Genomic DNA, 25,335 nt, shown 5'->3' on the forward strand with positions numbered 1-25,335 from the left:
GGTCCGGTTGCCCGAAGGTGAATTCAGTCTGCGGCCGAACTGTGGTCCGCCCGTCCGAAATCGGGCCGGGCATCGTCCTGCCCTTCCTCGATGATGGAGCGGCGCGTCGCGCGGGTGCGGGCGAAGTGATTGAACAGCGTCTCGCCATCGCCAATGCGGATCGCCCGCTGCAGCGCGGTCAGGTCCTCGGTGAAACGCTGCAGCATCGTCAGCACAGCATCCTTGTTGGACAGAAATACGTCTCGCCACATCGTGGGGTCGGACGCGGCGATGCGGGTGAAATCCCGGAAACCACCGGCGGAATACTTAATGACCTCGGACTGGGTCACTTCCTCCAGATCGGATGCGGTGCCGACGATGGTATAGGCGATCAAGTGCGGCAAGTGGCTGGTCACGGCCAGCACCAGATCGTGGTGCTCCGGGTCCATGATTTCCACGTTCGCGCCCAGCGCTTCCCAGAACGCCACCAGTTCTGAAAGCTTGACCAAGTTGGTCTGGGGCGGGGGTGTGACGATGCACCAGCGGTTGCGGAACAGTTCGGCAAACCCGGCATCCGCGCCGGAGTTCTCGGTGCCGGCCACGGGGTGCGCGGGGATGACGGTGTGGCCGGGCAACGCCTCTGCCAGCGCCTTGGCCACCACCTGCTTGCTGGAACCGACGTCGCTGACCAGTGCGTGAGCGGGCAGGGCTTCGCGCACCTTTTCCGCCGCCATGCCCATCGCGCCCAGGGGCACGCAGAAGATGACCAGATCGCAGCCCGCCACCGCCTCCGAGGCGGTTTCGCAAACCGTCTGCACCAGCCGCCGTTCCGCCGCGCGGGCGCGGGTGGCGGGATCGCGGTCATATCCGGTGGTGATCACGCCGGGCAGGCAAGCTTGGACCGCCAGGCCGATCGAGCCGCCTTGCAGGCCCAGGCCGATAATGGCGACGTGTTGGAAGCTCATGCCCCGTTGAGCCCCTCTCGCGCCCGGCCGCTTCACTTCGCGGCCTCGGCCATTTCGCGCAGGCCGTTCAGGATCGCATCCATGTCCTCGCTCTTGCCGATGGTGAAGCGCAAGGCCTGCGGCAGACCCTGTCCCGGTAGCCAGCGCACGATGTAGCCGCGCTCTGCCAAGCCGTTAAAGGCCGCTTCGGCGGTAAGCGTGCCGTCGAACAGGACTAGGACGAAGTTCGCCTCGCTTGGCAGGGCACGCAGCCCATGGTTGCCCATAGATTCGATGGCTGCAACAAATCGCCCGCGCTCCGCCAGGTTGTGATCATGGCTGCGCTGGATGAAGGCGGTGTCTTCCAGCGCGGCGACCGCCATCGCCTGACCGGTGCCCGAGACGTTGAACGGGCCGCGAATACGGTTCAGCGTGGCGACCAGGCCCGGCGCGCCGGTGGCCCAGCCTATCCGCTCGCCCGCGAGGCCATAGGCTTTCGAAAAGGTGCGAGTGACCAGCACGTTCTCATGCGCCAGCGCCAGCGCCAGCGCGCCATCCTCGTCGGCGGGCGCCACGTATTCGCCGTAGGCCTGGTCGATCACCAGTACCACGTCGGCGGGCAGGGCGGCATGCAGCCGCGCGATCTCGCCCTTGGGCAGATAGGAGCCGGTCGGGTTGTTGGGGTTGGCGATGAACACGACCCGCGTCCGCTCCGTCACCAGCGCCAGCAGCGCGTCGACATCGGTGCCATAGTCCTTGTCGGGCGCGACGATCGGCGTCGCGCCGCAGCGGCGGGCGGCGATATCATAGACCGAGAAGCCATAGCGAACATAGATCACTTCGTCGCCCGGTCCGGCATAGCCCTGCGCGGCGAGGTTCAGCAGTTCGTCAGAACCGGTGCCCATCACGATCCGGGCGGGATCGATCCCATGCATCTCGCCCAGCTTGGCCCGCAAGGCCTTGCTGTCGGGGTCCGGATAAAGCGAAGGTGCCTGCGCCTTGGCTGCGATCGCCCGCGGGCTGGTGCCCAGCGGATTCTCGTTGGCGGAAAGCTTGATCAGGGGCCGTCCGTCCGCGCCGGTCGATTTGCCCGGGACATAGGCATGGATAGCCTCGATCCAGGACTTGGGTTCCGGAGCGCGGCGGCGAGTGGGCGTATCGGTCATGACCGGCGGCCTTTAGCGCGTATGTGCGCGATTGGCACCCCCGTGATCTGATTGAAAATCATCCGCGCATGGTGGTGCATCATTCGTTCGTCGCAGGCGGGTAAAGGCGCATGTCTCTTCGCTGCTCACGCTCCACATTGACACAGGCAGCCTGCTCCCCCACTTCACCCGGTCACCATGGCTACCTCCCCGATCATCGATGCCAGCAAGGCGCTGACCTTGCCCGAGCCGTTGCCGCTGGATAGCGGGCGTAGCCTGGATGGGGTGCGCATCGCCTATGAAAGCTACGGCACGCTCAATGCCGCGCGGGACAATGCGATCCTGGTCACCCATGCGCTGACCGGGGACCATCACCTCGTCAGCCCGCATCCCAAGACCGGCAAGCCAGGCTGGTGGGTGCGCATGGTCGGCCCCGGCAAGCCGATCGATACGAACCGCTTCTTCGTCGTTTGCGCCAATGTGCTGGGAAGCTGCATGGGCACCACCGGCCCCGCCTCGATCGCGCCCGATGGCAAGCCGTGGGGCATGCGCTTTCCCGTGATCACCATCCGCGACATGGTGCGCGGGCATGTGACTTTGCTGGACTCGCTGGGCATCCAGACGCTGCACGCCGTTGTCGGCGGATCGATGGGCGGGATGCAGGCCCTCAGTCTGGCGGCGAACTTCAAGGATCGCGCAAAGGCCTTTCTCGTGATCGCCTCCACCGCGCGGCATTCGGCGCAGAATATCGCCTTCCACGAAGTAGGTCGCCAAGCGATCATGGCCGATCCCGCCTGGCGTGAGGGGGACTATTACTCCTACGGCAAGGGTCCGGAGAAGGGCCTGTCCGTGGCGCGTATGGCCGCGCACATCACCTATTTGTCCGAAGCCGGATTGACCGAGAAGTTCGGCCGTCGTTTGCAGGATCGCGCGGAGAAGACCTTCGGCTTCGACGCCGATTTCCAGGTCGAGAGCTATTTGCGCTATCAAGGCCTGTCCTTTACCGACCGGTTTGATGCCAACGCCTATCTCTACATCACGCGCGCGATGGACTATTTCGATCTCGCCGAGGAGCATGGCGGGATGCTGGCCAATGCCTTCGCGGGCAGCAGGGCGCGCTTTTGCCTGGTCAGCTTCGATACCGACTGGCTCTACCCCACCGCGGAATCGCGCAATGTCGCCCATGCGCTGACGGCTGCGGGCTTGCCGGTTAGCTTCGTGGAGCTTTCCGCGCCATTCGGGCACGACTCGTTTCTGCTCGATGTGCCAGCACTTGACCGGGTAGTCGCAGGCTTTCTGGGTGAAGCGCGATGACCGACGCGATGATCGACTTGTCGGACGATCCCTCGCGCATCGATGGCGATCGCGTGCATGGCTGGTTGACCACCAGCTACTGGACGCCCGGCATCGCGCGCGACCGGGTGGCGAAGCAGATCGCCGGTTCGCATTGTCTGGGGGCCTATCATCCCCAACACGGGCAGGTCGGCTTTGCCCGCGTCATCTCCGACCGGGCGAGCTTCGCCTGGATTGCTGACGTCTGGGTGGACGAAGCGGTGCGTGGGCAGGGTATCGGTCGCCGGCTGGTGCGCTGGTTCCTAGACCATCCGGACTATGCCACCGTGCGGCGCTTCGCCCTCGTCACCGCTGACGCGCATGGCGTCTATGCCGGGTTGGGATTTCACGCGCCGCTAAAGCCGGAACGTTACATGGAGCGGCTGTCTGCAGAGTTCGCCGATCTCTTGGCGGCCCGGGTGGAACCGGCTTGATGACGCTACGTCCAGATCTGGCGGTGATCGCCGACAATGTCGCGTCGGGCGCGCGTATCCTCGATGTCGGCTGCGGCGATGGCGCGCTGCTCGCCGCGCTGCGTGACCAGAAGGGCTGCGATGCACGCGGGATGGAGATTGACGCGGCAAACGTCGCCGAATGCGTTGCGCGGGGGCTGTCGGTGATCCAGGGCGATGCGGACAAGGACTTGGCGTTCTTTCCCGAGGCTTCCGTCGATTACGCCATTCTCAGTCAGACGTTGCAGACAACCATGAGGCCCGATCAGGTGCTGGAACAGCTGCTCAGGATCGGCCGCCGTGCCTTCGTCAGCTTTCCCAACTTCGCGCATTGGAAGGTGCGCACGTCCCTGTTGTGGACCGGCCGCATGCCGGTGACGCGGCTGCTACCCGTCGCGTGGTACGAAACGCCCAATATTCACCACGCCACCGTAAACGATTTTCGGGACATGGTGAAAGCGCGCGGCATCAAGGTGGAGCAAGCCTGGTTCCTGCGCGGCGACCGCCAATGCAGCGCCGCCGCCGCCAGCTTCCGCGCCGAACACGCGGTGTTCCTCCTCTCCCGCTAAGGGACGCGCAAACTGCCCCACGAACGGAGTGGATCGCGAAGGCCGGCCACCACTCGATTTCGAGTTCGCCTAAGCCGTCACCGCCAGCACGCTGTCATCACGGGCAAGTGCCCACAAGCTAAGCCCCGCAGCCGCCGCGCGGGAGACCGCCATGCTGGTCGGCAGCGATACCGTGACAAGAGTGGTCGCGCCCGCCTTCACCGCCTTTTCGACGATCTCGTAGCTGCAGCGCGCGGTGGACAGGATGAAGCCGGGGGACAGCGCCAAGCCGGCCCGTGCCCGCGCGCCGATCAGCTTATCCAGCGCATTATGCCGCCCGACATCCTCCCGCACACAGGCGATTCGGCCTTCGGCTTCGGCATAGGCGGCGGCATGGGCGGCGTTCGTCTCGCGGCCAAGCGGTTGATGGTCACGCAGAGCAGCAAGAGCACGGAAAATCACAGCGCCCGACAATGGCGCGTGCGGGGCGACAGCGGGCAGGGGGCGGGCCACAACCTCCAGATTGTCGATCCCGCACAAGCCACAGCTCGATTCCGCCACCCGCGCCCGCACTCGCTCGCCCAGCTTGTCCGCGCCGAGCCCCTCTATCATGGTGCGTACCACCCAGCCGTTCTCGACCTCGGCAATCGCAAGGTCGGCGATTTGGTGGGGATCGGAGACCAGGCCTTCGCAGATGGCAAAGCCGGTGGCGAAATCCTCCAGATCTCGCGGTGTCGCCATCATCACGGCATAGGCCAGGCCGTTGAACTCCAGCGCCACGGGGACTTCGGGCACCCAGGTCCGCGCGATCGGGCGGACACTTCCGTCCGCCGCATGTTCCAGGATTGGCATCGCCTCAGGTCAGCATCAGATGCCGTGGTAGACGCAAAGCTTGTTGCCATCCGGATCACGCATATAGGCGCCGAACGCGCCGCCTGCCTGGGGCTTTGCCTCGGGCTGCCCCTCATCCTGGCCGCCTTGCGCCATCCCAGCCGCGTGCCAGGCGGAGACCGCTTCGGCACTCGGCGCGGCGAACACGATCGTGGCACCATTGGCGGGGACGGCGGCCGCCTGATCACGTGGCGTACCAAAAAGGAAGTTCTGCCCGCCGGGCAGCGCGTACATCACGATCGAGGCGCCCTCGGGCTGAAATCCGGCACTCACGCCCAGCGCTTCAAACGTGGCGTCGTAGAAACGGCGCGATCGGTCCAGATCGTTCGATCCCACTCGCATGCCCTTCAGCATCGCACTTTCCCTCTTTGACGTTGGTTTCGCGGGGGTCGTCATGTCGGTTCGGACCGGTGAGGTCAATTGCCCCTGCTTTGGCCGTACCGACACGCCAGACGTAACGCGCGCCCACCTGCCGACTTATCCACCAAACGCCCCGCCCGGCGCTGGCGCAACGCTGGACGCCTTCTCGCCACTTTGGCATCCGGAAAGGATGTGGCACCTCTATCAATTCCCGCTTTGCCCGTTCAGCCGCAAGGTTCGCCTGCTGATGAGCGAAAAGGGCATCGCCTACGAACTCCAGACCGAAAAGCCATGGGAGAATCGCGACGGCTTCTTCGCGATGAACCCGGCGGGGCGCGTGCCGGTCCTGCAGGATGAAGAGCGCGGCATAACCTTGTCCGACAGCCGCGCGATCTGCGAATATTTCGAAGAGACGGTGGAGAACAATCAGCTGATCAGCGGCACCGCGCAGCAACGCGCCGAAGTGCGGCGACTGGTGGCGATGTTCGACGAAAATTTCTTCAACGATGTTTCCGGCCCGCTGCTTCACGAGCGCATGAAAAAGCGCCTGGTGCTCCGTCAAGCGCCCGATGCGCGGATGCTGCGCGAAGCGATGAAGCTGGCGCACGACTGGCTCGATTATATCGATTACCTGATCGATCATCGCCCCTGGCTGGCAGGTGCGACGATGACCTTGGCAGACCTTGCCGCGGCGGCGCAGATTTCCGTCGCCGATTACCTGGGCGGGATCGACTGGTCCACGCATGAGCCGGCGCGCGGCTGGTACCTTGTGATCAAGAGCCGGCCCAGCTTTCGCCCTTTGCTGTCAGAGCGAATGGAAGTGATCCAGCCGCCGACCCACTACGCCGAAGTCGACGCTTAGCTAGGAAGAGGCGAAACCCAGCCGTTCGTGTCGAGCAAAATCCAGACACGAACGGACATTCTCACCCATAGGCGATCGTCAGAACTTGGGCCCGGGAGCGGGCATTGTGTTCGACTCGTTAAAGCGTCCGGCCTTGCGGAACCGCACCATCCAGCGATCCAGGAACAGCGACAATGGCCGCGGCTCCACGCCCAGTTCGGCAATGCCCGGCTTGCTCGCATTCGCCACGTTGCCCGCCTTCAGCAAGGCCCACTGATCCCGGGAGATTGGCGAAAATGGCACGGACGCGATCGCTCCGGAAACGGCATCGGGAAGCTCGATAAAGGCGCGTTTGCGACATTGCGCCGCCGCGATCCGCTCGTTAAGTTCCAGCATCGTGAGCACTTCGGGCCCGGCGATTTCGTAGGTTTGGCCGCGTGCCGCATCGTTGTCGATGGCATTGGCGATCGCCTCGGCGGCATCGTCCACGAACAGCGGCTGAATACGCGCAGTCGGCCCGAACACGGGGAGGGCAGGCGCCATCGCTATCAAGCGGCCAAACATCATCACAAAATTGTCGTCATCACCGAACAGGATCGAGGGGCGCAGGATCGTCGCCCCATGAAATCCGGATAGCACGGCCGCCTCGCCCTCGCCCTTGGTGCGGGCATAGGCCACGTCGGCCTCTGCATCCGCTCCAATCGCCGAGATATGGACGAAGCTATGCACGCCCGCTTCGCGCGCGGCGGTTGCGATCCGCGCCAACCCACGTCCCTGCAAAGCATCAAGATTGCCCGAAAAAGCGCCCATCAGATTCACCACGGCATCAGAGCCGGCGAAGACACGGGCCAGGTCGTGCGTGCGGGTGATGTCTAGCGCGATCGACTGCATCTGCCCCAGGTTGCCCAGGGGGCGGATGCGCCAAGCCTTGTTCGGATTACGGCTGACCAACCGCAGCCGCGCCCCGCGTGACAGAAGCTCCTGTGCCAGATGACAGCCGACAAAGCCGGTGCCGCCCAGCACTGTCACTACCTTGCCGCTCAAAGAACCGGTCGCGTTGACGCTCATGCCTCGATAAGTCCTTCCGCCAGGCCCGGTTCCTGCAACTTGCGATGCGGCCCAGAAGCCTTTGCCGTTTACGCTTTACGCTGGCCCGCCCTTGGCACAACCCCCCGCCGCGGGCAACCGCAGCCAGGTCGGTGAGATGACGATTGAAGGCGTGAGTAGCTTTTCGGCCCATCCGATTTGATGAAAAGAAGCGGCCACTGAACAATGGCCCGTTGACAACCCCCGAAGCAGCCCGTATCGGCGCCCTCCTACCCCGTGCCCAGATGGCGGAATTGGTAGACGCACCAGCTTCAGGTGCTGGCGCTCGCAAGGGCGTGGAGGTTCGAGTCCTCTTCTGGGCACCATTTACCCCTGCGGGGGTGAACCGAAACCATCGACAAAACCGCGGATTCGCGCCATTTTGTCGATGGTTCTGTTCCAAATCATCCGAAGCGATCTAGGGCCATCTCACCCCATATGGGGCCATGGAAGTGGGCCATCATGGCCCCCGATTATTTCATGGCCCCATGGGGTCAGATGACGAATCCCATCGCGTCGAAATCGCCGACCAGGACCACCTGAAAAGGAGGAATGGTTATGGCTCTCACCGATGTTGCAATCCGCGCCCTCCAGCCGCGCGACCGGGTCTACAAGTGCGCTGACGCCCGTGGCCTTTATTTGGAGGTCCACCCCAGCGGCTCGAAGCTCTGGCGGTACAAGTACCGCTATCTGGGCAAGGACAAGCGTATCGCGTTGGGTTGCTATCCCGACGTAGGGCTCGGCGATGCCCGGCGGAAATGCGATGAGGCGAGGCTGAAAGTCTCAGACGGCGTTGATCCCGGAGCAGAACGCCGTCGCAGCAAACTGGTCGCGCGGTACCAGGCCGCCAACACTTTCGGGGATGTGGCCAGGGAATACATTGACAAGATGGTCAACGAGGGGCGGGCGACCGCGACCACGACGAAGGCGAACTGGCTGCTCGAACAGCTGGAGCCGATATCGCGCTCGCCGATAGCCGACCTCAAGCCGATTGACATCTTCAGCGCGCTCAAGCGCATCGAGGCGCGGGGCAAATATGAAACGGCACGCCGCTGCCGTTCCTTCGCTAGCCGGGTATTCCGCTATGGCGCGGCGACGGGGCGAACGGAAACCGATCCAACCTCGGTCCTGCGCGGCGCCTTGATCGCGCCCAAGCCTAAGCATCACAGTGCCCTGCTGGAGCCGGAGGCGGTTGGCGACTTGCTGCGGAGCATTGATGCCTACTCGGGCCATGGCGTGACCCGCCTAGCGATCCAAATGGCCCCGCATCTCATGGCCCGTCCAGGGGAGCTGCGAAAAGCGGTATGGCCCGAATTCGACCTCGAGAACGCGGTCTGGCATATCCCGGCCGAGCGAATGAAGATGCGTCGTGCTCATTCGGTTCCGCTCTCGCGTCAGGTGCTCGATATGTTGGCAAATTTGCACACGCTGACCGGGCCAGACGGGTTCGTGTTTCCGGCCTTCCATACATCGCGGCGGCCCATGAGCGAAAACACGATGAACCAGGCATTCCGGCGAATGGGTTATTCGGCCGCCGAACTGACTGCGCATGGCCTGCGCACTACGGCGTCGACGCTACTCAACGAGAGCGGAAAATGGAGCCCCGATGCCATCGAGCGCTCTTTGGCCCATGCCGACAAGGATACGATCCGGGGAACATACAATCGGGGGCGGTACTGGGATGAACGGGTCGCGATGCACCAGTGGTGGAGCGACTATCTCGATTCACTTCGTGCTGGCGAAAGGGAAGCTTTCCTGCCGGCGAGTAAAGTTGCCGCCTGATGGCGTCGGCCCGCCGTACTCCAGCAGCCCTACTGTATTTCGCTTGTGAGTGAACGGTATCATCGATACAAAGTGAGCGTTCGGTGCCATTTTCACAAAGCCACCGATCGGAACAGGCGCTTTAGAATGCTGGTTCATACTCCGGAGGACATCGGCACGTTCATTCGTGACCGACGCAAGCACCAGAAGCTGGGCCAGGCGCAGCTTGCCGCCTTGATCGGCGTCAACCGCCGCTGGGTCATGGAAATCGAGGGCGGTAAGCCACGTGCCGAGATCGGGCTGGTCATGAAGGCGCTTGCTGCCCTCGGAGTGGAAATCCGGATCGGCACCGACGGGACCGCCGACCCTCAATCGAACGAGCTTGAGCCTGTCGACATCAGCTCGATTGTCCGCAACGCACGAGGTCCGTCATCTTGAGCAAGGAACTCATCGTATTTCTGTCTGGTCGCCCGGTCGGCCGGGTAACGCAGAATGAACGCGGCAAGCTCGAGTTTGTCTATGATGCGGCTTGGCGGGAAACGCGGGGGAGTTATCCCTTGTCGCTGTCCATGCCGCTTGCCGCCCTGGAACATCCTCACGAGAGCATCGAGGCCTACATCTGGGGACTGCTCCCCGACAACGAGCTCGTGCTGGCCCGGTGGGCAAAGAATTTCCAGGTGTCAGCCCGCAATGCGTTTGCCCTCATCTCTCAGGTTGGCGAGGATTGTGCGGGCGCGGTGCAGTTCGTGCGATCCGAGCGTGTCGAAGCCGTCCTCGAGGCTGGCGGTGATGACATTGCGTGGCTTGATGAGGCCGGGATCGCCGAACGCATGCGCGCCTTGAAATCCGATCATTCGGCGTGGCGTCGCGCTGGTGACGTCGGCCAGTTCAGTCTAGCCGGAGCGCAGCCGAAAACGGCTTTGCTGCTGCAGGACGGGCGCTGGGGTGTGCCCAGCGGGCGCATCCCTACGACCCATATTCTCAAGCCTCCCGGGCATGATTTCGACGGGCATGCCGAAAACGAGCATTTCTGCCTCGCCCTTGCCCGTGCACTCGGCCTGCCTGCGGCGACGTCGAGCGTCGTTCGCTTTGGTGACGAGGTTGCCTTCGTCACCGAGAGGTACGATCGCCAGGTCACGGCGCGCGGCGTCATCCGAGTCCACCAGGAAGATATGTGCCAGGCGGCCGGTATCTTGCCGACCATGAAATACGAAAATGAAGGGGGGCCTGGAGTCCGCCGGATTGTCGAGCTGCTTCGGCAAAGCTCTAGCGAGGCGGACGAGGATGTGTGGACGTTCGTTAATGCCATCGCGTTCAACTGGCTGATCGCGGGGACAGATGCGCACGCCAAGAATTACTCGATGCTGATCGCCGGTGGCGGGCAAGCACGGCTGGCCCCTCTCTACGACGTTGCCAGCATCCTTCCGTACGACGATTTCGATCCCATGCGCATCAAGCTGGCAATGAAGATCGGCGGAAAATACCGACTTCGCGAGATATCAATGCGAAACTGGGAAAAGCTGTGCGAGGAGGTCGCTCTAGACCCGGTAGAGGCTTTCGGGCGAATTCGGGAAATGGCAGGGCGGTTACCCGGTGAAGCGATGAAGGTTCGGGATAGGATGCAGGCTGCCGGTATGAATCACCGTCTCGTTGATCGCCTAACCGAGTGCCTAAAAATCAACAGCTGGAAGTGTGCTGAGCTGCTGACGAACCCATAGATCGCAGCTTGATCCGATCGGGACGACGACTTCTGTAATCGGCCTACCGTTTCCGTTATCTCGTAACCACCGGGCAGCAACGCGCCCTTGTCAGTCACAACGGCGCCTGTGACGCTCTCCCGAAAGCGGTCAACATGACTGACGGGATTGGAACGGCCGTGATACTGCCCAGTGGAATATTTGGTCGGGTCCGCGTATGCCATATTCATGGCCTTTTCGAACCCCCAAGTGTACATGGATGAACTCGCAGCGCCTTTGTGTCGTCGCTTCGAGGCTGAGCCGACCGCCTACGACCTCGCCATTTCGACCTGCATCATTCTGTACCACTTCGCGGACGTCGTGGCACACGTGAGAGGCAGTAATCCGCATGACGTCGCAATGGAAATCGCGGCGAAGGTCCCAGCCTTCCATACGATCCGGGCAATTGCCAACGCGGGCAAGCATGTAGAGCTAACACGCCATCCGAAGTCTGAACTGTTGGGGCTGCGTGCCGAGCACCTGGTTAGAGGGAAGGGGGCCGCGTTCTGCGACGGCTCCTACTACTCCGACGGTTCGACGCACTCGGATGCACGCGAGACTGTGGTGGTTGCGACGCCAGACGGCAAGAAGCACGATGTGCAGCACATCTGCATGTCGGTGCTGGCCGCGCTTAATGAGGAGCAAGAGTTCTTCCAAGTCTAGCACCCAGTGAGGGCAGCAGACCATGGAATACTACAACCGGCGCTCGTCGGCTGCTCGGCATTAATTTCCCTCCGATCTTTCCATTAGCTTGATCACAAGTCAGCAAGTTGTAAGTCTTGCCGTTCGACTTCTGTTCCTTCATAGATGCTTGGGGCAAGCCTCGAGTGCGAACGCAACAGGGTGGTTTGAGATGAAGCTGAAGCAGTACCGGGTCCGTGAGTTCCGTAGCATCTGGGACAGCGGGCCGATTGAGGTGGACGAACAGACCACCTGTTTCGTGGGAAAGAACGAAGCAGGCAAGACCACGATTTTGACTGCACTCTACCGCACCAACCCAATCCGCAAGGGCGATGCTGTCTTTGATGAGACCTACGACTACCCGAAGCGGGAGGTCGAAGATTACCGCTTCGCCGTCGAGAATGGCGAGCGCGAGGAAGCGGCATTAGTAGAGTGCACGTATGAGCTTGAGAAGGCGGACCTGCTCGCGGTGGAGGACGTTTTCGGCCCCAGCGTACTCAAAGGAAAAACCTTCAAGCGGACAACCTACTACGGGGACGCAAACAGCAAATACACGCTCACCTGCGACAACGCCGCAGCTCGCAAGCATCTCGCCAGCAACCCGGCGCTCTCCGATGATCTGCGCGCCGCTCTGGCGGCAGCGACCACCTGGCAGGACTTTGCGGCCGCGCTCGATGCGGTCGAAGCGACGGATGCCGTCAATGCCGTTAAGAAGCTGGTGGCGAGGGTGCGCGAGAAGGAGCTTAGCCACTACGTCTTCAACACGTTGATCTGGCCCCGCGCGCCGAAGTTCCTGTACTTCGATGAGTACTACCAGATGGAGGGGCAGGCGAACCTCAACGCCCTCATCGCGCGCGAGGACAGCGAGAAGCTCCTCGACTCCGACTACCCGCTGATCGGCCTCATCAACCTCGCGCGTCTCGATCACCGCAAGCTCGTGGCCACCAACAACACCGTGGAGCTTAAGAACAAGCTGCAAGGTGCCGGCAACCACCTGACCCAGCGTATCGTCAAGTACTGGTCTCAGAATAGGCACATCCAGATGCGCTTCGACGTGCGCGACGCCAAAGCTGGAGACCCCGAAGGTATGCAGCAAGGCGTCAACGTGTGGGGTGAGGTTTACGACTCCGTGCACTGGGCGACCACTCCGTTGAACAACCGCTCGCGGGGCTTCGTGTGGTTCTTCTCATTCCTTGCCTGGTACGAGGATGTGAAGCGCCAGGGGCAGAACGTCATTCTGTTGCTGGACGAGCCCGGGTTGTCGCTGCACGGTCGCGCGCAGGCCGACCTGCTGCGCTACTTCGACGCAGAACTGTCGGGCCACCAACTCCTCTACACGACGCACTCGCCATTCATGATCGACCCGACGAAGTTCGAGCGGGTCCGCATCGTGCAGGACTTGGGCATCGACGCGCCCGAGGCATTGCCCAAGGAAGAGGACGGCACCAAGGTGCTGGCGAACGTGTTCGACGCCACGGACGACAGCCTGTTCCCGCTGCAAGGCGCGCTCGGGTACGAAATCCAGCAGACCCTCTTCATTGGGCCGAACTCGCTCATCGTCGAGGGTGTCGCCGACATGCTCTACCTGAGGGCCGTGGCGGCGCAAATGGAGCGGGAAGGGCGTACCGGGCTGTCGGAGGACTGGGTCATCACGCCGGTCGGTGGAAGCGGTAAGGTGCCCGCCTTCGTGGCCATGCTCGGCTCGCAGAAGGGTATGAACGTGGCCACCCTGCTGGACATTCAGAACAGCGACAAGCAGCTCATTGAAGACCTGTACAAGAAGAACCTGCTCACCAAGAAGCAGGTATCGACTTACGCGGACTTCACCGGCACCGCGGAAGCTGATGTCGAGGACATGTTCGACCGTTCGTTCTATCTTGAACTGGTCAACGGCGAGTACGGCAAGCAACTTGCGTCGAAGATCACGCTTGCGAAGCTGAACCAGCACGTGCCGCGGACACTTCGGGCGATAGAAGCTTGGCTGGCCGGCAACCCCATGAAGTCCGGCTCGTTCGGCCACTACAGGCCTGCGCGCTACTTCACCGAGCAGCTAGCCACACTTTGGCCGAAGGTGTCAGACGAGACGAAGGACCGATTCGAGGCGGCATTCAAGCATTTGAACGGGCTCTTGAGTAAGTAGTAACGGCTTACCGCATCCTTTGTGTGCGATAGAGTCTGCTTGCAGGATTCTCCGACACGAAGAGGACAGTCCGTTCCCGGCCAACCCTAGTCATTCCCAGATTGATCTCGGGCGCTCCGGGAGTGGTTGATCCTATTCGAAACTCGTCGCCACCGGCACCATCCATGAACGATGGCATTCTCCCAACTTTGGTTGGTCGGGCGGCCAGGCATTAGCATCGGAATTGGCGTCTTGCAGAATTGCGGCCCAGCGCCTGACAATGGTGTTCGGCCGCGATGCGGATGAAGGTGCGGTCTCCACCGAGGATCGATCTGAGTTCCCTCTCTCCGCTTTTGGGGGTACTCGCGCCGGATGGCAAAAGGCGTTTTCATCCATCGCTCGGACTCTATTTACGATGACAGCCCGGCCGAGCGATATCAGTTTCCGCCGCAGTATCTCAGCCGGGTAAGCGCCTGCATTGGCGACTGGATTATCTATTACGAGCCGAGCAAGATCCGGTTCTCGAAGGGCTACTTTGCGGTCGCGAAGGTCGATCGGGTAGTGCCCGATCCTTCCGCGCCCGGCATGTATCTGGCGCTTCTGGAGCCGGGGTCCTATCTCGATTTCATCAACGTTGTCCCATTCAACGGCCCGCTTGGCATCGTCGAGCGTGGAGTTCTGAACGAGACCGGCAAGGTTTCAGGCCGCGCCCAGTCCGCGGTGCGGCCGCTGTCGAGCCAGGATTTCAACCGGATCATCGATCTGGGCACCACCGAGGAAGCGGGCTTTTTGCCCCGGGTTGGCTTAGGCGCGCCCGATGTTTCAGTCCTGCGGGAAGAGCGCGTGCCCTTTGTCGACGAGATCGAGCGCGACCGGGTCGCCTATCTCGGCTCGCGGCTGGTGCGCGATAGACTGTTCCGGCGCCGGGTCGTAACGGGCTACGATGCGCGCTGCGCGATTACTGGTCTCAAGCTCATCAATGGCGGCGGCAGGGCCGAGGTCGAGGCAGCCCATATCAGACCCGTCGAAAAGGGCGGTCCTGATATCGTGAGCAATGGTCTGGCCTTATCCGGTACCGTGCATTGGATGTTCGATCGGGGCCTGATCTCTCTAGGCGATGACCTTGAGGTCTTGGTTAGCCGCCAAGCCAATGATGCCGATTCCATTCGCGGGCTGATCAATCGCACCGGCTTTGCACTTCCCCCTCTTCAGGCTGGTGATCGTCCGCACCCCAGCTTTCTGAGCTGGCATCGCGAAAATTGCTTCAAGCACTGAGGAGCACCGTATGAGCACTGACCTTCTTCTCTCGCGTCTTAAGACAAAGATGAGTGTGCTGACATGCGGCAATCCGCTGACGGGCGCGGCGGTTGAATCGGCGCTTGCCGAGCGGCCCGGCGCGTTCGACGCGCTCCCCGAGGGATTGGGCCAGTTTGCGGGGCATCTTGCGGATGCGATCGAGGACTATCTCGGATTTCATGGGCAGGAACTGGCGCGCGACCTTAATGAGCCGGCGCTTAAGACCTGGCGTGCCGATGTCGAGTTTGCCGTTCGCAAGGTATTGAGCCAGGCAGAATCGCCCTCCTGAAGAGACTTAATTCTGACATGGTCGCAAGCGGGTAAGGCCGCCCCGCGCATGGCGCGGCCGCGCTCTATTTCGCTGACGCTCAACCGAGCCACCTGCGGCGTCTCGTCGGCATAGCTGTGACGATCGCTGTCGGGGGGCGGGATGCATCGCATCCCTTCAGCAGTCGCCACGCCTCCGGCGCGGCGGCGTTGAGCCTTGACGGCTCCAAGGTGGCGGGGGGCGTCGCTGCCCTGTAGCCCCGCCTCGACGGGCCGCAACCCGTCCGCTTCGCTGCCGGGTCCTCCATTTCATTTCGGCCCTTCGGGTGCGCCCCGCCTTCAGCCGGCGGGGCTGTCAGTCCGCTCCTGCCGCCCCCCGCCACCCTGGCGCCGGTCAATGGCGGTTGAGGAAAGGAGTGAGAAGTCATGGCCGACCGTCAGAGCCTCTATGGCGAGGTTACCGCATGTGTGATCGCAGAATTGGAAGAGGGACGTCTTCCATGGGTGCAGCCTTGGGACAGCGCCCGGTGCCCTTGCACGATGCCGCATAACGCCGTGTCCGGAAGGAGTTATTCCGGAATTAACGTGCTGATCCTGTGGTGTGAGGCGGTCGAACGCCAGTTTTCTTCGCAGCGCTGGCTTACCTACAAGCAGGCCGAGCAGGCAGGCGGGCATGTCCGGCGCGGCGAGAAAGGCACGGTGATTTGCTATGCCGACCGCTTCACCCCGAAGGACGAGGCCGCGCAGGCCGCGACCGAGGACCGCGAGGCGCGTCAGATCGCCTTCCTGAAGCGCTTTACCGTGTTCGACGTCGACCAGATCGAGGGGCTACCAGAGCAGTATGCGGCCGAACCGGTGCTGCCCGATCCCGTCATGGCGATTGCCGAGGTGGACAGGCTGATTGCCGCGAGCGGTGCGGACTTCCGGATCGGTGGGAACGAGGCGTTTTATTCGCCGGGGCAGGACTACGTGCAGGTGCCGCCGCAGGCAGCGTTTCATGAGCCGATAAACTGGTTTCGCACGGCGCTGCACGAACTTGGTCATTGGGTCGGCGGTAAGGGACGGCTGGAGCGTGATCAGTCCGGGCGGTTCGGCTCGATGGCGTACGCAAAAGAGGAACTTGTCGCCGAGATGACGGCGGCTTTCACCTGCGCAACGCTCAGCATTCAGCCCACAGTGCGGCACTCGGATTACATCGGCGCATGGCTTGAAGCAATGCGGTCCGATGAGAAGGCCATTTTCCGGGCGGCGAGCGCAGCCAGCAAAGGCGCTGACTATCTTCTCGCATTCGGGGAGGAAGGGTCATGATCGGGCCCCTCTATCGACTGGAGCAGTATGTGCGCGAAGCGTTGCTACGCGATGCCTTTCCTGAGTACGAAGACCCGCTAACACGCAGGGTTGCAAGAGCGGTGCATTCGCTGCCACCCTTCCACCGCCAGCTGTTCTGCCTCGTGCGCTACGATGGCTGGTCCTACGAGGAGATCGCGGCGCGCCTGGATATCAGCGTGCGGCGGGTGGAGATCGAGATGGGCCGCACAATCTTGCTGTTGAGCCGATCGCTGCGGCGGCAGGAGCGCAAGGGCTGGTGAACGATCGGCCGCGCCCGCTGCGGCGGGCGCGGCTGCTGATTGCTCAGGCGTAGTCCTCGACCGAATAGAACATGGGATTCTGCAGCCACTGGTCAATCGCAGCGCGACGCCAGCCGACGCATCGCTGCGCGATGCGGACCTGTCTGGGAAAGGTCCCGTCCTGAACCTTGCGATAGAGCGTCGCGCGCGACAGCCCGGTTTCCTTGAGTACCTGAGGCAGACGCACGAACGCATTGGGAGAGGCGGTATTCATGTGGCGCATCCTTCCTTTTTCGAGGGTTGGATTGGCCGGCCACGAGTAGAATTGGGGCATCCCTGGAAAAGCGCAACTGCATGAGAACCCGCCCATGTCCGATCCTGCCCCACCTGGCACCCTAAGTGTACCCTGGTGCACTCTGGTGCACCCTACCGGACGAGCAAATTTTTTTGTCTCGGGACCATGCGATGAGCGTTGAAAGGCTCGAATCCCGGTCGCGGCGGCAGCCTTTCCCTGATTACGGGCGTCTGGCGGGAGGAATCGGCTCGCCGCCAAGCCGTCCGCTCAGGATCGCGCCGCGCGGCGTGCCGGGCGGATGTGGCCTGTCACTTCCGCGACATGCTCAAAGAGCCGGACGATGATCTCGCGGACTTCGTCGCTGGCGAAGCCACCGTCGTCAGGCTCTATCCCCTGCGCCCTGCTGAGGCTGTTCCATTTCCAGTAGGGCGACAGTACGTCCATCAGCCGTTCGGTTGCGGCATCCTCGTAGCCGAACGCCGTGGCGTTAGCGTAGGCCAGCGAGCGATCGACATGAAGGCCGATGTACTTGGCACACCACATGTCGGGAAAGCCGACGTCGAGCAGATGCGAGGACATCGCCAGCTGCGCGACGATCCCCGCCGAGTAGAAGAAATAGGCCGTGTCGTCGGCAGTGCTAGACGTCAGCGATCCCATGAACTCGCTGGCACGCAGATAGCGCTCTAAACTGAGCGCGCGTCCTTCGCGGGTCCGCAGGAGCCGGACGGGCCGCGCATCGTAGCGCCGCCAGAGCGCACCCAGCTCGGAATTCTCTCTCGGCAATGTGATGACGGCAGCGCCCGGCAAAGCAGCGCCAAGCCCGGTCGAAGTAGCAGGAACGATCGTGTCCATAAGTACCTCCGGTCCGCGTCAGGGGCGGTAGCGGAAGGTTTCAGGGCATCGTGCGGACCGGCCCCGAACTCCCGCACGCTAACGCGCGGGAGCCGCCGGAGCTGGTAACATGCCAGAGACATGCGCCGCCGCCTTTCACCCGAAGGCTTGGACATGCGCGACGGCACCCCGGAAAACTGTGTCTTCCGAGCTTGCATCTCTGGCGGGATTACCAGTCCCGGCGCCGCCTTTTGCGCAGCGCCCTTGCACGATACCAGACGCGAATCCGCGCGCCAAGTTTTGAGTAAAAAGCGGGGAGCTTGCGGGCTGTTCGCTCAGCCCTTCGGCGATGATGCCGGGATGATCTTCGAGCGGCGGCAGTCCTTCCAGCCCGCATCACCCTTGGGCACGAAGGCGACGAACTCGCCATCAAGCATGAGAGTGCCTTCAGTGCCGGCATAGCGTTCGCTGAGCGCGGAAGGCTTGCGAGGAAGGTTCAGCTGACGGGTGCCGATCTGGACCCGTGCTCCATTAGTGCTGGTTCGCAGCAAGAACTGCCTGCCGCCCGAGCAGGTGATGCGCTCGGCCGGTGCGAGCGGCTGGGCCAGGGCAAGAGGTGCGATCGTGCCGGCAAGTAGGGCAGCAGTTGCAGCGAGGGGATACAACGCCCGGGGGCGCATATGGAAGCTCCGGTGAGGTAAGCTTTCTTAAGCCTCGCGCGACTCGCTGGTTCCCGTTTCAAGGGCATTGGCAATCATCGCGGCCAGCGTTTCTTCGGCGCGGGTGCGGATCGCCTCGTCTTTGGAATCCAGGTCGTGCCTGATCCATTGCGGCGCGCGTTCAATAACGCGCAGGATAATCGCGGAGGTCGTGTCATTCATCGCCGTGCCTATGGCGGCGGCGAATCTAGTCGGCAAGCGGCTTGCGGCAACCTGTCGGCACCGGCAGGAATGGGGTCATGCGCATTGCGATCTTCAGCTGTCTCATCCTGTTTGCTGCGACGCCGTCTGCCGCGCTCGCCAATCCGGACAGCGTCCCCCTTCTGTGCGGCGGAAGCGACGTCGATCTTGATGCCCGCCCGCCAGGCACGTCGGGTTTGCCGGGGACCTATCGGTGCAGCGAGGAAGGCGTGACGATCACCCTGCGCCTCACTGCCGATCGCCGCTTCGAGCAGCGCATGGTCGCTGACGAGCCCATGTTCGAAACCGAAGGCGGCGGTTTGTCGCGTGAGTTTACCCGGAAGGGCGAGTGGCGCATCGAGAATGGCGATCTGCACTTGTTCGCCCGCCCGCTACGCGAACCGCGCATCAGCCTCGTCGAGGCCAGGCATGATCCGACCGTTGCCCTGCGCATCGAGGTCCGCACGACGGATGGCCAGTCGCCATCCGATCTCTACGTCGGCGAAGGTGATGACGCCAATCCCCGCTCGGCGCTCGATGACGGCATGCTGACGGTGCCGACAGAAGAAGGCACGGCGCCCGGCAGGCGCTGGATTGTTCGCAGCGGTGACGATCGGCGGCTGGCTTCCTTCGATGTCACCCCGGGTGGCATCAACAGCTGGCGCTATATTTACGAACCCAGCGAGCTCGATCCTTTCGATCAGCGTGCGCTCTTCACCGGCGATGCAGTTGTCGTTCCGCTCGGCATTGCCGGTGCCGTGCTGCGGCGGGTCAGAGGCGAGCCCTGAGCCGCATCAGCATCGTCGGCTAAGGCGCGCTTCCCTCGCCGCCGCCACAAGGCCAGGGCCTGCTCGCGATCGGCGCCCTGCAATTTGTTCGCCGCTTCGACCAAGAGGCCAAGCAGCACGGCGCGGTCGTCATCAATGAGCTCGACAAGGCCAGCCTTCACAACGAGGCCACCCAGTTCGATAAGGTGGCGTGTTCGCTCGCGCCGCTTCACTTGCCATTCCCGCGTATCATGCCGTGCCCGATGGGCTGCGAGGCGGTTCATCGCCGCGCGGTTCCGCCGCAGACCCGCCCGGCTCGATGCCAGCGCCTTGGCGAGTGCTGCCAGCCGCGGCTTCTCGCTCACCTGAAAAGAACGCGGCGCCTCGCCTGCGCCACGCCTCCCGCTTGGCAGGATCGCTTGTCGCCGCGATCGCCAGGAGCGCGCCGGCCAATTCCTCGACCGTCAGCCCATCGGCACCGGTCGCGGCGACCAGTTCGCCAAGCTGGCTGGTCTTGCGGGTCTTGAGTTGCCGGGCCTTGTCATTGAGCGCCTTGAGCTCGGCATCATAGTCGCGGGGTTTGCGCATGGTTCGTCCTTCCCGTTGATGGTGTCGGACGAACCAGTTATCGGCATGATGACGCCCTCTCAATAGGGCGAAGCCTTCTGAGCCTTCGTGATCCCGAGGCAGATGAAATCGTTCGAGGGCGCGCTTATACGTCGTGCCGACGTGCGCTTTCAGGGGTAATTGGTAGGTCGTCATGGCGGTCTACCACTTCTCGGCCAAAGTCATCTCGCGCGCGGGCGGCTCCTCCGCCGTGGCAGCGGCCGCCTATCGTTCGGCCTCGCGGCTGCACGATCAGCGGCTCGACCGTGCCCATGACTTTTCCAACAAGGCCGGCGTCGTTCATTCCGAGATCCTGCTGCCCGATGGCGCGCCCGAGCAATGGCGCGACCGCGAGCAACTGTGGAACGACGTCGAGGCGGTGGAGAAGCGCAAGGATGCCCAGCTGGCGCGGGAAGTCGAGTTCGCCATCCCCCGCGAGATGAGCCAGGCCGACGGGATCGCGCTTGCGCGTGACTTCGTCGAGCGCGAATTTGTGGCGCGCGGCATGGTTGCCGATCTGAATGTGCACTGGGATATCGGCGAGGATGGCAGCCCCAAGCCCCATGCCCATGTAATGCTTGGGCTTCGCAAAGTGACCGAGGAAGGCTTTGGCGCCAAGGTCCGCGACTGGAACCGCACCGAGCTCCTCACCCATTGGCGCGAAGCCTGGGCGGAACATGTTAACGAACGGCTGGCACAGCTCGATATTGACGCGCGTGTCGATCATCGCTCGCTGGAAGCGCAGGGGATCGCACTGGAGCCGCAGCACAAGATCGGCCCGGCCGCTGCGCGTATGGTCGGCCAGGGGCTGAAGAGCGAGCGGTTCGACGAGCACCACGCCATCGCCCGCGCTAATGGAACGCGCATTCTCGCCAACCCCAACATCGCGCTTGAGGCGATCACCCACCAGCAGTCGACCTTCACCAACCGTGACCTCGCGATGTTCGTCCACCGGCACAGCGACGGCAAGGATCAATTCGATCAGGTGATGGAAGCGGTGAAGTCCTCGCCCGAGATGGTGAAGCTGGGGAAGGACGGGCGCGGCGAGGACCGCTTCACGTCGCGCGCGATGCTGGAAACCGAACAGCACCTCGAGCGCCAGACCGCGACGCTTGAGGCCCGGCGCCATCATGGCCTGCTCGACCGGCATCGCGATCTGGCGCTGGGCCGGGCTGAAGCACGCGGGATGGTTCTCTCACCCGAGCAGCGCGGTGCGCTCGAGCATGTGACCGATGCGCGCGGGATCAGCAATGTCATCGGCTATGCCGGAACCGGAAAGAGCGCGATGCTGGGTGTGGCGCGCGATGCCTGGGACGCGGCCGGTTACGAGGTGCGCGGCGCGGCCTTATCCGGCATCGCCGCCGAGAACCTCGAGACCGGCTCCGGGATTGCCTCGCGCACGATCGCCAGTCTTGAGCATCAATGGGGCCAGGGCCGCGAACTGCTGACAGACAAATTCGTCCTCGTCATTGACGAGGCCGGCATGATCGGCACGCGGCAGATGGAGCGCGTAATGCGCGAGGCGGAAAGGCGCGGCGCCAAGGTGGTACTGGTCGGCGATCCCGAACAGCTGCAGGCGATCGAGGCGGGTGCCGCGTTCCGCTCGATCGCAGAGCGCCACGGCGCGGTCGAGATCACCACGATTCGGCGCCAGTCCGCCGAATGGCAGCGCGATGCCACGCGGCAGCTCGCCACCGGGCGTACCGGCGAAGCGCTGGCAGCCTACGAGCAGGCCGGGCATGTCCATGTCGCCGAGACGCGCGAGCAGGCGCGCACAGCCCTCATCGATCGCTGGGACAGGGAACGACAAGCCCGGCCCGATGCCAGCCGCATCATCCTCACCCATACCAATGACGAGGTGAAAGAAATCAACGATGCGGCGCGTACGCGCCTGCGGGGAGCGCAGATGCTTGGGCAGGATGTGGGGATTATGGTCGAGCGCGGCGAGCGCAGCTTTGCCTCCGGCGATCGCGTAATGTTCTTGAAGAACGAGCGCAGCCTGGCGGTGAAGAACGGTACGCTCGGCACGGTCGAACATGTCAGCAAGACCGCCATGCAGGTGCGGACCGATGACGGGCGCTCGGTCGCCTTCGAGCTCAAGGACTATGCCCATGTCGATCACGGCTACGCGGCGACGGTCCACAAGGCCCAGGGCATGACGGTGAACAGCGTCCATGTGCTGGCAACGCCGGGGCTCGATCGGCACGCCGCGTATGTCGCGCTTTCGCGGCATCGGGATAGTGTCGACCTCCATTACGGGCAGGATGACTTTGCCGATCGGGATCGGCTCGTGCGCGCGCTAAGTCGCGAGCGGGGCAAGGACATGGCGTCGGATTACGAGCGCGAGACTGCACCTGTGTCGAAGCCTGAAATTGCACCGACGCCAGAGCGCGAACCGCAGACACGGCGCAATCCCTTCGCGGGGCTGCGGTTCAAGTCGCAGCCGGAGCCGACGCCTCCTCACGCCAGCCCTCTCGACGCGGCTGTTGCGCGCTATGCCCGCGCCGTGCGCGACATCGAGCGTATGCAAGATAGGGGCCTTAATCCGATCGTCAGCCAGAGGCAGGCCATCGAACGGGCAAGGCGCGACCTCGATGCCCAGCGGCCGGATGGCGCTCAGGATGCCTATGCAGCCATGCGCAGGGACCCGTCGCTGATGGACGAAGCGGCCAAAGGGAAAAGCGCTCGCGCCATCCAGGCGATGCAGTTGGAAAGCGAAATCCGTATCTCGGCCGATCAGCGCGCCGATCGCTTCGTTGAAGAATGGCAGACCCGCACCCGCCAGTTATTGCGGCTGCAGAAAATGGGCGATCATCTCGGCGCCGACCGGGCCGCAGAGCGAATCGACTACCTGTCAAAGAGCTTCCATCGCGACCCGGAACTGGAATCCCGGCTTCGCATGAGGTCTCATGAGCTGGGCTTCAAGCCCCGGGAGGGAAGCAGCTTGTCTCGGGACATCCAGGACTGGATCGGCCGCTCGCGCTCGCGTGGCCTTGAACGTTAGGCTTTGTGCATGACCGAACCCGACCCACCAGCCGAGCTTGATGCAACAGAGGCTTTCGAGGCGATGAACCGCCGTCTTGCCGGAATGTCAGCGGCGATCGACGGCTTCGCCATGCGCTTCGACGACCTGCAGGAGCGCGACTACAGCAAGGATCTGGCTCAGATAGAAGAACGCATCGAACGGCTGGGAGAAGGGATCAACATCCTCAGTCGCCGCCCGGCGATGGCTTTGACCCCGGAAAGGATCGCTGGCCAGATCGACGAGGCCGCGAACACCGCGCGGAAGGCTGAGCAGGCAACTTGGGGACAGGCGCGCCAACAACTCAGCGTCGAGGTCAACTCGATCCGGGAAGTCGTCTATTCTGCACGGGAAGCTGCGAAACAGGATCGGTGGCTCTTGGTTTGCATGGGAATAGGCATCGTGGTTGGCGCGATGCTGATGTTCGTGGTGCCTCGCGTGGCGCTGGACGTCGTGCCGGACAGTTGGCTGTGGCGGGAACAGACTGCCGTGCAAGCTATGAACCGCGAGGGCTGGTCTGCCGGCGAGCGGCTGATGCAGATTTACGACCCGACGCGATGGGAAGGCGTAGCTCTATTTCTGCAATTGCCGGAAAAGGAGCGTGCCAAGTTCTCAGATTGCCTCCAACGGGGATATGATAATGCGAAAGGAATCACTTGCCGTATTCGCTCGGATGTGGCGAAAGCTAGGTGATCTGCTCAGAAGTATTTTGGTTAATATTTGCGCAGGTGAAGCTCTGCGATCGCGAAGCTGAGAATTTAAGCTGGAGAGCGCGCTTATGTCGCGTCTTGGGACTTTCGCGACTGTCGGCTTCGGAGCATCGAATCAAGAAAATCCGACATTCGGGGGCGGGACGCTCCCTCCCCCCTTCATTGGTCAGGCTAGCGCCTCTACACCATGCCGCTCAAGCATCCTGGCATCCATATCAAAGCCTGGCTTGACCTTTCCGACCACAATAAGGTGCACAGGACTGTTTACCATCGGATACAGCTGGATAAGAGTGAATAAACAGTCAGACATGTCACCAATCGTTTCACGACCCCCAACAATCCGGAATATGTGTCCTTCGCCTTCCACCAATTTCCCGAGCTCAGGCATATTTTCATACATGTAAGGTGGCGCATTACCGATATAGCGCTCCATATCGTGGGCTTTGTTGAGAACGATATCGGTGAGGAACGGGTCGAAGGCATCTAGGCCGAACTGCGCGGCTGCCCAAGCATGCGCAGTCTTGGCAAGGAACCGCAGCGTATGTTCACGTGACACTACTCCGGTCTGCGTCTTGACGATGAACGCGCCCTTCTCGGTGCCCACGTCTTTAGCGAGAGCGGCAAGCTTGTCCTTTTCTTGGTAAAGCCAACTCTCTCCCATTTCGCTACCCGCTCTGACCGGCAATCCAAGGATCGTGGGCGGCGGTGAGGTCCAAAGCGGCAAGACTAAAGGCGCCTGGGTAAATGGGATCAACCGATAGCCAAGGTCCCGAATATACTTTCCCGTCCAGTCGATCTCAGTGAACGTGAACCGCATATGCGTATGGTGCTCCTGCAGCCTCTTCTTCTTTTTTCGCGTTCGTGATGGCGCGCCGATAGCTCCCCTGAATGGACCGATCTGCTTGCTTAGGAAGCCTTGCTCGTACTTATTAATGATGATCTGGCAATTATCACAGCGGGCATCCAGAATGCTGACAGTGTTTTCGCCAATTGCGTACGGAATTATATGTTCCTCCGTGCGCTTATTTTCATCGTCATAACAATAAATACACTTCCCGAGTGAAGGGAGTTGGATGCGATTGTAGCTATCAAGGTCAATTTCATCGAGCTTCATACTTCTCCCCATTGTCATCGTGCGACTGCTTTCGCGAATTGCCGTTGGGGCACTCGCTGCTGTCGAGAGCCGTGTAGCGATCCGA

General features: G+C 62.5%; 28 protein-coding genes and 1 tRNA gene. 17 read left to right on the forward strand and 12 right to left on the reverse strand.

Annotated elements, in window-relative coordinates; all coding sequences use genetic code 11:
* Positions 1–23: 23 nt before the first annotated feature.
* Together GGR39_RS15360 and hisC are read right to left on the reverse strand one after the other, a co-directional pair.
* Positions 24–944, reverse strand: coding sequence for a prephenate/arogenate dehydrogenase family protein (locus tag GGR39_RS15360; protein WP_183618272.1), 921 nt, complete (start codon positions 942–944; stop codon positions 24–26).
* A gap of 32 nt (positions 945–976) precedes the next feature.
* Positions 977–2,089: a histidinol-phosphate transaminase gene (gene hisC, locus GGR39_RS15365; RefSeq protein ID WP_183618274.1), complete on the reverse strand. Its 1,113-nt coding sequence runs from the start codon at positions 2,087–2,089 to the stop codon at positions 977–979.
* 177 nt (positions 2,090–2,266) lie between these two features.
* On the opposite strand from hisC, the gene metX reads away from it, so the two are divergent.
* The 3 genes from metX to metW are packed head-to-tail and all read left to right on the forward strand — an operon-like array spanning position 2,267 to position 4,421.
* Complete coding sequence (gene metX, locus GGR39_RS15370; protein ID WP_183618276.1) at positions 2,267–3,382, forward strand: homoserine O-acetyltransferase MetX; 1,116 nt, start codon at positions 2,267–2,269, stop codon at positions 3,380–3,382.
* Positions 3,379–3,834 (forward strand): GNAT family N-acetyltransferase, encoded by a 456-nt coding sequence (locus tag GGR39_RS15375; protein ID WP_183618278.1) that lies wholly within the window; start codon positions 3,379–3,381, stop codon positions 3,832–3,834. The genes metX and GGR39_RS15375 overlap by 4 nt, the downstream gene beginning before the upstream one ends.
* Positions 3,834–4,421 (forward strand): methionine biosynthesis protein MetW, encoded by a 588-nt coding sequence (metW, locus tag GGR39_RS15380; protein WP_058735782.1) that lies wholly within the window; start codon positions 3,834–3,836, stop codon positions 4,419–4,421. Before GGR39_RS15375 ends, metW begins: the two co-directional genes overlap by 1 nt.
* A gap of 69 nt (positions 4,422–4,490) precedes the next feature.
* Here metW and fdhD read toward each other — a convergent pair whose 3' ends face one another.
* Positions 4,491–5,252 carry a formate dehydrogenase accessory sulfurtransferase FdhD gene (gene fdhD / locus GGR39_RS15385; protein WP_183618280.1) on the reverse strand — a complete coding sequence of 254 codons (762 nt, stop codon included), beginning with the start codon at positions 5,250–5,252 and terminating at the stop codon, positions 4,491–4,493.
* 15 nt (positions 5,253–5,267) lie between these two features.
* Entirely contained in the window at positions 5,268–5,645 is a 378-nt protein-coding gene (locus tag GGR39_RS15390; RefSeq protein ID WP_183618282.1) for a VOC family protein, read from the reverse strand.
* 196 nt (positions 5,646–5,841) lie between these two features.
* Here GGR39_RS15390 and GGR39_RS15395 point away from each other — a divergent pair, with 196 nt between their 5' ends.
* A complete protein-coding gene (locus GGR39_RS15395; protein ID WP_058735781.1) occupies positions 5,842–6,513 on the forward strand; it encodes a glutathione S-transferase family protein in 672 nt (223 codons plus the stop codon).
* Positions 6,514–6,591: 78 nt separating this feature from the next.
* Here GGR39_RS15395 and GGR39_RS15400 read toward each other — a convergent pair whose 3' ends face one another.
* On the reverse strand, positions 6,592–7,560 hold the full coding sequence (locus GGR39_RS15400) for a complex I NDUFA9 subunit family protein (protein ID WP_183618284.1): 969 nt from the start codon (positions 7,558–7,560) through the stop codon (positions 6,592–6,594).
* Between the two features lie 257 nt (positions 7,561–7,817).
* Between GGR39_RS15400 and GGR39_RS15405 the strand changes: the two genes are divergently transcribed.
* The 10 genes from GGR39_RS15405 (at position 7,818) to GGR39_RS15450 (ending at position 17,027) form a co-directional block, all read left to right on the forward strand.
* Positions 7,818–7,904, forward strand: a tRNA-Leu gene (locus tag GGR39_RS15405).
* 232 nt (positions 7,905–8,136) lie between these two features.
* The gene (locus GGR39_RS15410) at positions 8,137–9,360 is read left to right on the forward strand and encodes a tyrosine-type recombinase/integrase (RefSeq protein ID WP_183618287.1); all 1,224 of its coding nucleotides are present in this window, start codon (positions 8,137–8,139) and stop codon (positions 9,358–9,360) included.
* A 126-nt stretch (positions 9,361–9,486) separates the two neighbouring features.
* Complete coding sequence (locus GGR39_RS15415) at positions 9,487–9,777, forward strand: helix-turn-helix transcriptional regulator (protein WP_183618288.1); 291 nt, start codon at positions 9,487–9,489, stop codon at positions 9,775–9,777.
* The gene (locus GGR39_RS17320) at positions 9,774–11,057 is read left to right on the forward strand and encodes a type II toxin-antitoxin system HipA family toxin (protein WP_183618290.1); all 1,284 of its coding nucleotides are present in this window, start codon (positions 9,774–9,776) and stop codon (positions 11,055–11,057) included. The genes GGR39_RS15415 and GGR39_RS17320 overlap by 4 nt, the downstream gene beginning before the upstream one ends.
* Positions 11,058–11,291: 234 nt before the next feature.
* Positions 11,292–11,738 carry a hypothetical protein gene (locus GGR39_RS15425; RefSeq protein ID WP_183618292.1) on the forward strand — a complete coding sequence of 149 codons (447 nt, stop codon included), beginning with the start codon at positions 11,292–11,294 and terminating at the stop codon, positions 11,736–11,738.
* A 190-nt stretch (positions 11,739–11,928) separates the two neighbouring features.
* Positions 11,929–13,896 (forward strand): ATP-dependent nuclease, encoded by a 1,968-nt coding sequence (locus GGR39_RS15430; RefSeq protein WP_183618294.1) that lies wholly within the window; start codon positions 11,929–11,931, stop codon positions 13,894–13,896.
* Positions 13,897–14,247: 351 nt separating this feature from the next.
* Positions 14,248–15,150 (forward strand): HNH endonuclease, encoded by a 903-nt coding sequence (locus tag GGR39_RS15435; protein ID WP_183618296.1) that lies wholly within the window; start codon positions 14,248–14,250, stop codon positions 15,148–15,150.
* 10 nt (positions 15,151–15,160) lie between these two features.
* On the forward strand, positions 15,161–15,460 hold the full coding sequence (locus tag GGR39_RS15440) for a hypothetical protein (RefSeq protein WP_183618298.1): 300 nt from the start codon (positions 15,161–15,163) through the stop codon (positions 15,458–15,460).
* Positions 15,461–15,864: 404 nt separating this feature from the next.
* Positions 15,865–16,746, forward strand: coding sequence for an ArdC family protein (locus GGR39_RS15445; RefSeq protein WP_183618300.1), 882 nt, complete (start codon positions 15,865–15,867; stop codon positions 16,744–16,746).
* Positions 16,743–17,027, forward strand: coding sequence for an RNA polymerase sigma factor (locus GGR39_RS15450; RefSeq protein WP_183618302.1), 285 nt, complete (start codon positions 16,743–16,745; stop codon positions 17,025–17,027). Before GGR39_RS15445 ends, GGR39_RS15450 begins: the two co-directional genes overlap by 4 nt.
* A 43-nt stretch (positions 17,028–17,070) precedes the next feature.
* Here the strand turns inward: GGR39_RS15450 and GGR39_RS15455 are convergent, their stop codons facing one another.
* The 4 genes from GGR39_RS15455 to GGR39_RS15470 all read right to left on the reverse strand — a co-directional run bounded on the left by GGR39_RS15455 (position 17,071) and on the right by GGR39_RS15470 (position 19,013).
* Positions 17,071–17,280, reverse strand: coding sequence for a helix-turn-helix transcriptional regulator (locus GGR39_RS15455; RefSeq protein ID WP_183618304.1), 210 nt, complete (start codon positions 17,278–17,280; stop codon positions 17,071–17,073).
* A gap of 288 nt (positions 17,281–17,568) precedes the next feature.
* Positions 17,569–18,153, reverse strand: a complete 585-nt coding sequence (locus GGR39_RS15460) for a hypothetical protein (protein ID WP_183618306.1) — start codon at positions 18,151–18,153, stop codon at positions 17,569–17,571.
* Between the two features lie 314 nt (positions 18,154–18,467).
* Positions 18,468–18,812, reverse strand: a complete 345-nt coding sequence (locus tag GGR39_RS15465) for a DNA ligase-like domain-containing protein (RefSeq protein ID WP_183618308.1) — start codon at positions 18,810–18,812, stop codon at positions 18,468–18,470.
* Between the two features lie 27 nt (positions 18,813–18,839).
* A complete protein-coding gene (locus GGR39_RS15470) occupies positions 18,840–19,013 on the reverse strand; it encodes a DUF6771 family protein (RefSeq protein WP_183618310.1) in 174 nt (57 codons plus the stop codon).
* Between the two features lie 77 nt (positions 19,014–19,090).
* On the opposite strand from GGR39_RS15470, the gene GGR39_RS15475 reads away from it, so the two are divergent.
* A complete protein-coding gene (locus GGR39_RS15475; protein WP_183618312.1) occupies positions 19,091–19,819 on the forward strand; it encodes a hypothetical protein in 729 nt (242 codons plus the stop codon).
* Here the strand turns inward: GGR39_RS15475 and GGR39_RS15480 are convergent.
* Together GGR39_RS15480 and GGR39_RS15485 are read right to left on the reverse strand one after the other, a co-directional pair.
* Entirely contained in the window at positions 19,732–20,082 is a 351-nt protein-coding gene (locus tag GGR39_RS15480; RefSeq protein WP_183618313.1) for a conjugal transfer protein TraD, read from the reverse strand. The genes GGR39_RS15475 and GGR39_RS15480 overlap by 88 nt on opposite strands.
* Positions 20,048–20,386, reverse strand: coding sequence for a conjugal transfer protein TraD (locus tag GGR39_RS15485; protein WP_183618315.1), 339 nt, complete (start codon positions 20,384–20,386; stop codon positions 20,048–20,050). The genes GGR39_RS15480 and GGR39_RS15485 overlap by 35 nt, the downstream gene beginning before the upstream one ends.
* A 172-nt stretch (positions 20,387–20,558) precedes the next feature.
* Here GGR39_RS15485 and traA point away from each other — a divergent pair, with 172 nt between their 5' ends.
* Positions 20,559–23,408: a Ti-type conjugative transfer relaxase TraA gene (traA, locus tag GGR39_RS15490; protein WP_183618317.1), complete on the forward strand. Its 2,850-nt coding sequence runs from the start codon at positions 20,559–20,561 to the stop codon at positions 23,406–23,408.
* Positions 23,409–23,417: 9 nt separating this feature from the next.
* Complete coding sequence (locus GGR39_RS15495) at positions 23,418–24,119, forward strand: DUF6118 family protein (protein WP_183618320.1); 702 nt, start codon at positions 23,418–23,420, stop codon at positions 24,117–24,119.
* Positions 24,120–24,302: 183 nt separating this feature from the next.
* On the opposite strand, the gene GGR39_RS15500 is transcribed toward GGR39_RS15495, so the two are convergent.
* Positions 24,303–25,250, reverse strand: a complete 948-nt coding sequence (locus GGR39_RS15500; protein WP_183618322.1) for a hypothetical protein — start codon at positions 25,248–25,250, stop codon at positions 24,303–24,305.
* Positions 25,251–25,335 lie beyond the last annotated feature (85 nt).

Source organism: Novosphingobium fluoreni (assembly GCF_014196615.1).
GTDB lineage: Bacteria > Pseudomonadota > Alphaproteobacteria > Sphingomonadales > Sphingomonadaceae > Novosphingobium > Novosphingobium fluoreni.